The 10,160-nt window shown below is 62.3% G+C and carries 6 protein-coding genes and 1 pseudogene; 1 reads left to right on the top strand and 6 read right to left on the bottom strand.

Translation table 11 applies throughout. From position 1 onward, the window contains the following. From WBA38_RS08435 to lysX, 6 genes and pseudogenes are all read right to left on the bottom strand, one after another. A pseudogene (locus WBA38_RS08435) lies at positions 1-397 on the bottom strand (hypothetical protein); the annotation flags it as partial. A gap of 184 nt (positions 398-581) precedes the next feature. Continuing rightward, positions 582-2,036 (bottom strand): Re/Si-specific NAD(P)(+) transhydrogenase subunit beta, encoded by a 1,455-nt coding sequence (gene pntB, locus WBA38_RS08430; RefSeq protein WP_424295049.1) that lies wholly within the window; start codon positions 2,034-2,036, stop codon positions 582-584. Positions 2,037-2,042: 6 nt separating this feature from the next. After that, on the bottom strand, positions 2,043-3,575 hold the full coding sequence (locus WBA38_RS08425; protein ID WP_424322467.1) for a Re/Si-specific NAD(P)(+) transhydrogenase subunit alpha: 1,533 nt from the start codon (positions 3,573-3,575) through the stop codon (positions 2,043-2,045). A gap of 289 nt (positions 3,576-3,864) precedes the next feature. After that, on the bottom strand, positions 3,865-5,325 hold the full coding sequence (locus tag WBA38_RS08420; protein WP_424295052.1) for an FAD-binding protein: 1,461 nt from the start codon (positions 5,323-5,325) through the stop codon (positions 3,865-3,867). Between the two features lie 129 nt (positions 5,326-5,454). Beyond that, the gene (locus tag WBA38_RS08415; protein WP_424295054.1) at positions 5,455-5,946 is read right to left on the bottom strand and encodes a ferritin; all 492 of its coding nucleotides are present in this window, start codon (positions 5,944-5,946) and stop codon (positions 5,455-5,457) included. Between the two features lie 171 nt (positions 5,947-6,117). Next, the gene (gene lysX, locus WBA38_RS08410) at positions 6,118-9,513 is read right to left on the bottom strand and encodes a bifunctional lysylphosphatidylglycerol synthetase/lysine--tRNA ligase LysX (protein WP_424322466.1); all 3,396 of its coding nucleotides are present in this window, start codon (positions 9,511-9,513) and stop codon (positions 6,118-6,120) included. 97 nt (positions 9,514-9,610) lie between these two features. Between lysX and WBA38_RS08405 the strand changes: the two genes are divergently transcribed. Beyond that, the gene (locus tag WBA38_RS08405; RefSeq protein WP_424295058.1) at positions 9,611-9,823 is read left to right on the top strand and encodes an RNA-binding S4 domain-containing protein; all 213 of its coding nucleotides are present in this window, start codon (positions 9,611-9,613) and stop codon (positions 9,821-9,823) included. The last annotated feature ends 337 nt before the right edge of the window (positions 9,824-10,160 follow it).

The following is a 10,160-nucleotide window of genomic DNA, read 5'->3' as shown; positions in this document are numbered from 1 at the left end:
CAGCACACGCCACCGCGCGCTCCACAAACCGCTCAGCGGTGCACTGGCGCACCCCGGCAGCCGCCGCGTACGAGGCCGCGACCTTGCACAGCGGATCGTAAACCCGACCAAACACATCCGAAGCCGGATCCGCCTCGGCCACGGCACACTGCTCCTGCAGCAGCGAGTAGATCTCGGCGTAGCGATGCCACATCACCACCCCGGCAAAAGAATCCACCCGCGCAGCAAACGCCAACCGATCCGCACGGCTATCGCGCACCACCCCAGAGGCGGCCGCCGAACCCCCACCGGTCGCGGCCGGGGTGGGGCGGGCGATGCGGATAACAATCTGATCGTCGCGCACGGTAACCGTTGAAGCTGGCCGGCCGGCGGTGGTGGCGGTGGTGCGAGTGGTCATCAGATTGTTCCCTTCGAATCACTAAATCGAATGTACGTTCGATACTAGATTCGGGGTCTGACAATTGTGCTCACTGCTGCGTGCGTTCCGGCGCGCACCCAGTCCGTGCTGTCGGAACGCATCTGCCGGAACCCAAAACGCCCCGCAAACCTTTCGGCTTGCGGGGCGTTGGAGCGGTACGAAATTACAGCGCCGCGATGATGTCCTCGACGCGGTCCTTCGCGTCACCGAACAGCATCTGCGTGTTCTCACGGAAGAACAGCGGGTTCTGGACGCCGGCGTAACCGGCGGCCATCGAACGCTTGAAGACGATGACGTCCTTGGCGTTCCAGACCTCAAGGACCGGCATGCCCGCGATCGGCGACGACGGATCCTCAGCGGCAGCCGGGTTAACCGTGTCGTTAGCACCGATCACCAAGACGACGTCCGTCTCCGCGAAGTCGTCGTTGATCTCGTCAAGTTCCAACACAATGTCGTACGGGACCTTGGCCTCGGCCAGGAGCACGTTCATGTGGCCGGGCAGACGACCGGCGACCGGGTGGATACCGAAGCGAACTTCGACGCCCTTGGCACGCAACTTGGCGGTCAGATCGGCCACCGGGTACTGAGCCTGGGCGACGGCCATGCCGTAACCCGGGGTGATGACGACGCTCTTTGCGTTCGACAGCAACTCGGCTGCGACGTCGGCCTGGACCTCGCGGTGCTCACCGTAGTCGGTGTCGTCGGCCGGTCCGGCGACGATACCGAAGCCACCGGCAATCACCGAAATGAACGACCGGTTCATGGCCTTGCACATGATGTAGCTCAGGTAAGCACCCGAGGAGCCGACCAGTGCGCCGGTAACGATGAGGAGGTCGTTGCCGAGCAGGAAGCCCGATGCGGCCGCGGCCCAACCGGAGTACGAGTTCAGCATCGAGATGACCACGGGCATATCGCCGCCGCCGATGGAGGCGACGAGGTGCCAGCCAAGGAACAGCGCCAGCGCGGTAATAACACCGAGGAGGACGTATCCGGCGGTGTCATCCTTCACGTCGCGAGCGACGTAGAACGCGGTCAAGACTACGAAGACCACCAGCGAGCCGACGTTGATGAAGTTCTTACCCGGCAGCATGAGCGGCGCGGACTTCATCTTGGCCGACAACTTCAGGTTGGCGACGATCGAACCGGTCAGCGTCACCGCACCGATGAAGATGCCGATTGCGACCTCTGCGGCATGAATACCGACCAGGGCGCCGTAGTCAGGATCGCTGGGGGCAGCGTGGACGCCGGTGATGGCACCGTTCCAGCCGATCAACACTGCGGCGAAACCGACGAACGAGTGCAGGAGCGCGATGAGCTCGGGCATACCCGTCATCTCGACGACCTTGGCACGCCAGAAACCGATCAGTGCGCCGACCACGATGGCACCGATCAGCAGTCCGATAGGCAGCCACTTGTTGAACGAGGCACCCGCGAACTCGAGGTGATCGAGGTCCTTGACCATCATGGTGATGGTCGCGGCCAACGCGATGGCCATACCGACCATGCCGTAGGTGAGACCGCTTTTGGCGGACTCATGCTTGCTCAGACCAGCCAGCGACAGGATGAAGAGCAGCGAGGCGACGATGTACGCCGCAAAAGTCATGGATTCAATAGTCATGGTGCGTCAGGCCCCCTTGCTGAACATCGCCAGCATGCGACGGGTGACCGCAAAGCCACCGAAGACGTTGATGGATGCGACCAGGATCGCGATGGTCGACAGCACCAGAACGGTGACGTTGGTGGTTGCCAACTGCAAGATCGCACCAACCACCACGACGCCCGAGATGGCGTTGGTGACCGACATCAGCGGCGTGTGCAGGGCATGCGCCACATTGCCGATCACGTAGTAGCCGATGACGATTGCCAACATCAGGACAGTGAAGTGCCGCGGGATGTCTCCGGGCGCGAACGCGTTGACCAGGAAGAATGCCAGCGCGCCAAGGAGGACGAGGCCGACCTTCTTGCCAGCCGACATCGGCACCTTGGGCTCAGCGACCGGTGCTGGCGCAGCTGCGGCCGCCTTGGGAGCGGCCGATACCTGAACCGGCGGCGGGGGCCACATGCCCTCGCCATTGCGGGTCACGGTGATACCGCGCTGGACGACGTCGTCCATGTCGAGCGTGAGCTCGCCATCCTTGCCCGGCGTCAGCAGTTTCAGCAGGTTCACGATGTTGGTGCCGTACAACTGCGAGGTCTGCGCGGCGAGGCGACCGGCGAGATCGGTGTAACCGAGGATGGTCACGCCGCCATCGGTGACGACCTTTTCGTCGGTGACGGTGCCGGTGGCGTTACCGCCGTTAGCGGCGGCCATATCGACGATGACGCTGCCGTGCTTCATTCCGGCGACGGTCTCGGCGCTCAGCAACTTCGGTGCCGGGCGGCCGGGGATCAGCGCGGTTGTGATGACGATGTCGGCAGCGCGTGCTTCCTCGTCGTACATCGACGCGGTCGCGGCTTCCTGCTCGGCCGTCATTTCCTTGGCGTAGCCGTCCTCAGACTTCTCCGCCTCGAAATCGACGTTGACGAACTCGGCGCCCATGGACTCGACCTGCTCGGCCACTTCGGGACGCACGTCAAAAGCGCGAACAACCGCACCCATCGCCGATGCGGCACCAATCGCAGCCAATCCGGCAACACCTGCACCGACCACGAACACGCGGGCGGGCGGGATCTTGCCCGCGGCGGTCACCTGGCCGGTAAACATGCGGCCGAACTCGTGCGCGGCCTCAACGACGGCGCGGTAGCCAGCGACGTTGGCCATCGACGACAGCACGTCCATCGACTGGGCACGGGAAATACGCGGTACGGCGTCCATCGCGAGGGCGGTAACGCCAGCGGCCGTCAACTTCTCGACGAGTTCGGGGTTGCGTGCGGGGGCCATCATCGAAATGAGGACGGCACCGCGGCGCATCCGCGCGATTTCTTCGTCAGTCGGGGCGTTGACCTTGACCACTACGTCCGCGGCCCACACCTCGTCGGCCGTCCCGACGCGAGCACCGGCATCGGCAAATGCCGTGTCGGGCTGCTCAGCCAGATTTCCTGCACCGCTCTCTACGACCACGTCGTAGCCCAGTTGCTGCAGTTGCGCGACCGTCTTGCCGGTCGCAGCGGCGAGTGTCTCGCCCGCCTTGGATTCCCGGGGGATACCGATCAGCATGTCACTGCCTCTCCCACACTCATACTCAGTCTCACCTTGTTTGTCTCACGGAATCGCGACGCACGATCGATCTGACGGTACGCTGAATGACGTCAGGCAGCAGTCCGCGCAAACGCGCGGACTTCTCGACTGAGTCGGCCAGTGCTTCATCGAACTCGCGCGACACGCTGCAGGCGGTCTTGTGGACCAGGCCTGCGGGGATGGAAAACGTGGCATGAACTTATCACGCGCCACAACACGCAACCCGGCCCGGTTAGATAGGTCACTTACTCACCGGTAATGTCCGATATTATGCGCTGCCGTTCGCGGCGTGCCGACCGGCGCGACGACCGAAGTACGAACCCTCGCCCAACTGGGTACCGCTGGCGTAACCCTTGCCGTCTTGCGCGAGATTCGCCGCGCAGGCACCGGCCGCATACAGCCCACCAATCGCCGCGCCGTCAGCCTTGAGTACTTCACCGTCTACCGAAGTAGCCATGCCACCAACGGTAAACCCGGCGTACAGCGCTTTTCCGAGGGTCATATCGAATGCCGCCCACGGGCCGGTGTCTTGAGCTGCGAGGAACTCCTGGCTCTTGTGAAAGTCCGGATCTTCGCCCTTGGCCGCGTACTCGTTGTAGCGGTCGAGGGTGGCCTTGAGAGTTTCGCGATCCAGGCCAAGCCCGTCCGCCATCTCTTCCACAGTCTCCCAGCCGTCAATAAACGGGCACAGCGGGAAATCCGGGCGTTCCATGTGCGCTTCGTCGACGATGAGGTAGGCGGCGTGATCGGTCTGATCCATCACGAATCCGGATGTTCGCGAGTGGTACGAATCCTCGGCGACGAACCGCTTGCCCTCCTTATTGACGACCAGACCGGAAAGCAGAATCGACGGCGGGTACACCGGCGCCGTAATGAAGGCCTGCTCCATGTGCTTCAGGTCAGCGCCAACCGACGCGCCCATCCGGATTCCGAGACCGTCGTCGTAGGTGTTGCCAAGAGTGAAGGGCTTCTCGGCAAGCTGCGGTACGTACTTGGCGACCATGTCGGGGTTCATCACAAATCCACCAGCGGCAATGATGACCGACGACGCCTTAATGAAGCCCTCTTCGGTGCCGGCCTTCCAATAAACGCCGCCAACCGAACCGTCTTCGTTGACGATGAGTTTGCGGGCGCCGACTTCGTAGCGGATTGGCACGCCCTGTTCGCCCAGGCGCTTCACCAGGAGTTCGATCACCATGCCAGCACCGCCGGTATCACCGGGGCGCGGAACTTTGTGGCCGCGAGGAGCGGGCACGGCCTGCTCCTTAAAGGGCCACACCTTTTCATTACCCGTGTACATCAAGCCCTGGGTCTGCGGCTGGATGACAGCTTTCTCCGGGTAGTAGGAGCGCTCAAACTGGAAGCCGAGTGCTTCGAGCCAGTTGAAGTGGTCGACGCTGTCGTCGCAGTAGGCTTTGATCTTGGCTGGTTCCGGTTCGAGAGAAACCGCGGTGATGTACTTGGCCATCTCTTCAGCGGTGTCGGTGTGACCGGTGGCCTGCTGCACGGCGGTACCACCACCGAGGTAGAAGTGACCGCCTGCCATGCAGGTCGTGGCACCGGCTGCGGCAGAACGTTCCAAGACAAGGACCGAGGCGCCCGCCTCAGCGGCTTCGACGGCCGCACAGCAGCCACCGATCCCCGCTCCGACGACCAGTACGTCGACCGTGTCGGTGTATTCGGTGATTTCGCTAGCTTTGACGATTTCGGGGAGGTCCAGTCCACTCATGGGTGACAGCCTAGACCAGAACTAGAACGTGTTCTAGACATTGGTCCAGGCTGTCACGAGATCGTTGAACTAGGCAGGCCGACTATCCCCCGTTGCCTATGCTCTCGAGCCCCCTACGCCCCTGAACCCCTACGCCCCCGAACCCAAGGTGGCATCCATGCGGAGCAGGCCCGCGCCGTCTTCGTTGACCATTTTGAGTTGGCCGATAATCCCGGAGACCGTGGCTTCTTCCTCAATCTGTTCGGCAACAAACCAGTCGATGACCGGCCGCGAATCGATATCGCCCTGCTCCTGCGACAGACGGTACAACTCGCGGATCGCCGCGGAGATTTCCCGTTCGCCGTCGAGGGCGATCTCGAAGATCTCGGTCACCGTGTCGGCCTTGACCGACGGAACTGTGATCTCGCCGATCACCGCGCGATTGCCACGACTGTTCAGGTGGGCAATCAGACGGTCCGCGTGGGCCACTTCTTCATCTGCGTGCGTCCGCATCCACGAGGCCATTCCCGGCAGATCGCGCAGGTCGAGGTCGACTGCCAGCTGGCGGTACAGCAGGGCCGAACTGAACTCCCGGGTGACCTGGCGACCAAACTCGAATTCCAACTCGTCGTTCATCTTCATAACTGCTCCCCTACCAGTGATGTGGATCGACGGACCCGAAACGGGCCACGCCGCATAACTCAACGGTAGGCGGATAGATGAACTCTGACCAGCAAGGAAAGGGTGTCCAACCTCTTGTGAGGTACGGGATACCTAACGACGCGGGGTTGCCCCTCACGTACCTGAGGTCGGTTACGTTGCCTGCGGCTTCGCCAGCGGGAAGGCCAACGATTCGCGGATTGACTGGCCGGTGATCAGCATGACAATGCGGTCGACACCCAAACCAAGGCCACCGGTTGGCGGCATGGCGTATTCGAGGGCGTTAAGGAAGTCTTCGTCCAACTCCATCGCCTCCGAATCACCACCCGCCGCCAACAACGACTGCTCGGTGAGTCGTTTTCGCTGTTCCACGGGGTCGGTGAGTTCGGTGTACGCCGTGCCAAGCTCAACACCCCACGCCACGAGGTCCCACCGTTCGGCAACGCCATCGATGCTCCGGTGCCCGCGTGTCAGGGGCGAGGTGGACGTCGGGAAGTCCTTGTAGAACGTCGGGAACGTCGTCGCGCCTTCCACCAGGTGTTCGTACAGTTCCAACACCAAATGTCCGGCGTCCCAGTCGGGACGATAAGCGATCCCCAACCCGCGGCACAGATCGCGAAGCTCATCGACGCCACTGTCCGGAGTCACCTCGACCCCGGCAGCCTCTGAGACTGCGGCATGCACCGATTTCACCGGCCACTCCCCCGAGATATCCAGCCGTTCGCGGCTGCCGTCGTCGCTAATTCGTTCAATCACCGCTCGACCATTCGCTGCGGTCGCGGCCGCGATGATCATTTCGCGCGTCAACGTCATCATCGATTCGTAATCATGGTGCGCCGCATAGGCTTCCAGGCTCGTGAACTCGGGATTGTGGGAGAAGTCCACACCCTCGTTGCGAAAGTTGCGCCCCATCTCGAAGACCTTCTCAATACCGCCGACACAAAGCCGCTTCAAGTACAGTTCCGGTGCAATCCGCAGGTATAGATCCAGGTTGTACGCGTTGATGTGCGTCCGGAATGGTGTCGCGTTGGCACCACCGTGAATTTGCTGAAGGATCGGCGTCTCGACTTCGAGGAAACCTTGGGCCCCAAGGTGATCGCGGAGCGCACGCAGCACCGCGCTGCGGGTGATTAGGAGTTCGCGACTGCGTTCGTTGATCGCCAAGTCCACGTACCGTTGTCGGACCCGCGCTTCGGGATCGGTGAGGCCACTCCATTTGTCGGGCAACGGGTGCAGACACTTACCGTTGAGCCGCCAGTCGGTCGCCAACACCGAGAGCTCGCCTTTGCGGCTAGTGCCCACCGTGCCGGTTACCTCCACCAGGTCACCGAGGTCGATGGTCGACCCGAATTCCATCGCCTGCGGGACCAGCGATTTGGCTTCGACGAGCACCTGGATTTCACCGGTCTGGTCGTGCAGGTCGGCAAAAGTCACCTTGCCAAAGTCACGTTTGGTGGTAACCCGACCGGCAATGCGAACGCGAGTGCCCTGCTCCGCGGCCCGCGCCTGCGTGACGGTGTGCGTCGGCACCTGCGCCACCGGATACGCGTCGACTCCCGCCTCGGCCAGACGCTCGAGTTTTTGTAGCCGCACCCGAACCTGCTCGGGGCGGCGGACCGTGTGCACCACGCTGCTGCGTGCCACGATCTCCAGTTCGGTGATCAACTCGTCGACGTCGACGCCATCCGGGATCGACGGCGCGCCCTCCCGGTAATGCTTTGCTCGCCACCGCTTTCCGGGCAGTTGCACAAAGCCTTCGGCAATCATCAGGGCAAAGGCCACGCGCGGCATCGCCGTGCTGTCTTCGTAACAGACGTAGCGCGGCTTCCACACCGGCTGATATTTGGCGTTCGACTTGTACAGCGACTCCATTTGGAAGAACTTCGAGAAGAACCGCAGGAACGAGTAGACGAACTTCATGACCGGTCGAGCGCCGACTTGAGGGCCTTGCTCAAAGACATCGCGGAACATCGCGAAGTTCAACGAAACCCTAGTGATGCCAATACTTTCGGCGTTGCACGCCATTTCCGAAATCATCGTCTCGACCACCCCGTTCGGGCCGCTGCGGTCGCGGCGCATCACGTCGAGGGAGACACCGCCGCGGCCCCACGGCACAAACGACAGCAGGCCAATCACCTTCTCATTGGCCGCACCCTCGTTCTCAACGGCTTCCACCACCAGGCAGTCACCGTCGGCGGCGTCACCGATACGGCCCAAGGCCATCGCGAAACCGCGTTCCTCGTCGGTGTCGCGCCAATCGTCGGCCCGCTGGATAACGCCGTCGACTTCAGCGGGGGACAGTTCACTCATCCGCCGCATCCGCACCGACACCCCGAGTCGCTTCACGCGCGAAACCGAACCGCGGACGCCCTTCATACTGGGTCCCGAGAGGGTGTAGTCGGCAACGTCGAGCAACGCCTCGTCGCCAATGTTCATGGCTTTGAAGCCCGCTGCGGCAAACGCTTCCGCCCCCTCGGTGCTGGCACCGAGAACCGCCGGATGCCAACCGTACGTCTCACACTGAGCAACAAACTCGGCAATCGCATCGGTCCACGAATCCCGGTCGCCAATCGGGTCACCGCCCGCGACGGCCGTCGACATCTCTACCCGATAGGTGATCGCCGCGCGCCCCTCGGGCGAAAACACGACAGCCTTATCGCGGCGCGTCGAAAAGTAGCCGAGCGAATCGTCTTCTCCGTAGGCATCCAGGAGCGCCCGAACCACCCGCTCGTCGTCAGCCGTCATGAGCGACCGCAGTCGCTGCGACCGGAACAGCACCCCAGCTGCGGCGATCAGCGCCAGCGCACCAAATAGGCCCAGTAGCCAGTTCACGGTCCACGACGCGTGCCCGGTAATGATCGACCGGACGTCAAGATCGGCGAAGGCAACGACGTGGTTGAACGCATAGGGCAGTCGTTCATGAGGCGACAGCGTGCCCGGAGCAACGCTGACCAAGGCCCAGCCAGCGAGGGTGCCGACCGCCAACCCGCCGAGGAGGACTCCGGATGCGGCCAGGAGCGCACCGCGTCGGACGCGAGTATTGAATTGCCGGTAGCTCACAATCAGGATCACCAGGATAACGACATTGACCGTTAGACCGATTACCGTTTCACGCCATTCATCAACCCATCCCGGATCCGAGGCAGCGACTAGCACCACCAGCAGGTTCAGGGCGGCGTAGACGGTGAGGTAGGCGACGGTGATCCACCAGGCGACGCGCTTGCGTAGCGACAATGACACCGCGAGCAAGCCCAGGACCAACGCCCAAGCGAGGCTGGTACTTGGCATCGGGAACAAAAAGTCGTCCACGAACATCCGCGGCGAGTGGATGAGCCGACGAAACGGCGGCAGCACCGCCGACAGGAACGAGATGAGCGCCAAGATGCCGACGACGGTGCCTGCGATGTGCGGGACTCGGCGGCCGATACCGCTGGGATTAGCGATGCGTTTGATAGCCGCCGACGATCGCCTATTGGCTGTGGCCTGACGATTTGCTTCAGTCACCGTGCCAGCTGGCTGCACCACAACGGCGGTCGCTTGCTGTTCCATGCGTTCAACCTAACCCCGCCGAACCTAAGGAACGCTGTGATGGGCAAGGGCGTGATGGGCAAGGGCGCCGAAGGTGCGACCCTGACACAATGAGGGCGTGGATGAAATCGAAATCTCGGACCAAAGCATCCGGCTCGGCCAGTTCCTGAAACTCGCCAATTTGATCGAGTCAGGTGCCGATGCAAAAGCAGTGATCGCTGACGGCATGGTGGCCGTGAATGGAGAAGAAGAAACCAGGCGCGGACGTCAGCTCGTGGTAGGCGACGTTGTGGAGCTTGGTGGAGTTAGCGTGCGAGTCGCAACTCAGTAATTTCTTGCTGCGTGACGAGGCGCTCGCGCTGTTCGGCGAGATCTCTCTGGGTGCGTTTGAAACCGCCGACGAAGCGTGCGAGCGTCCAGCGAGACGTGTTCCGGCGGTGCATGTAAATCGCCATCTTTCCTACCCCTAAATAGCTTGGTGCGGACCAAAGCCCCCCGGCCCAGTCTTGTATCTATTTCTATTGTCGGTCGGGAGGCGGGTAAACGTTAGCCAACCCGGCACAAAGAGTTCGGTTTCACAGGATTGCGACCACTGTGACCAGCCCAGCAAACTCCTAGCAAATAGAAGAGTTCCCCCGGTACGGCGGCTCAGTGGGAGCCACCGTACC

It is taken from the genome of Gordonia sp. (in: high G+C Gram-positive bacteria) (genome assembly GCF_049647785.1).
Taxonomy (GTDB): domain Bacteria; phylum Actinomycetota; class Actinomycetes; order Mycobacteriales; family Mycobacteriaceae; genus Gordonia.
The sequence above is the reverse complement of the archived record's forward strand: the minus strand, read 5'-3'. Positions and strand labels throughout refer to the sequence as shown.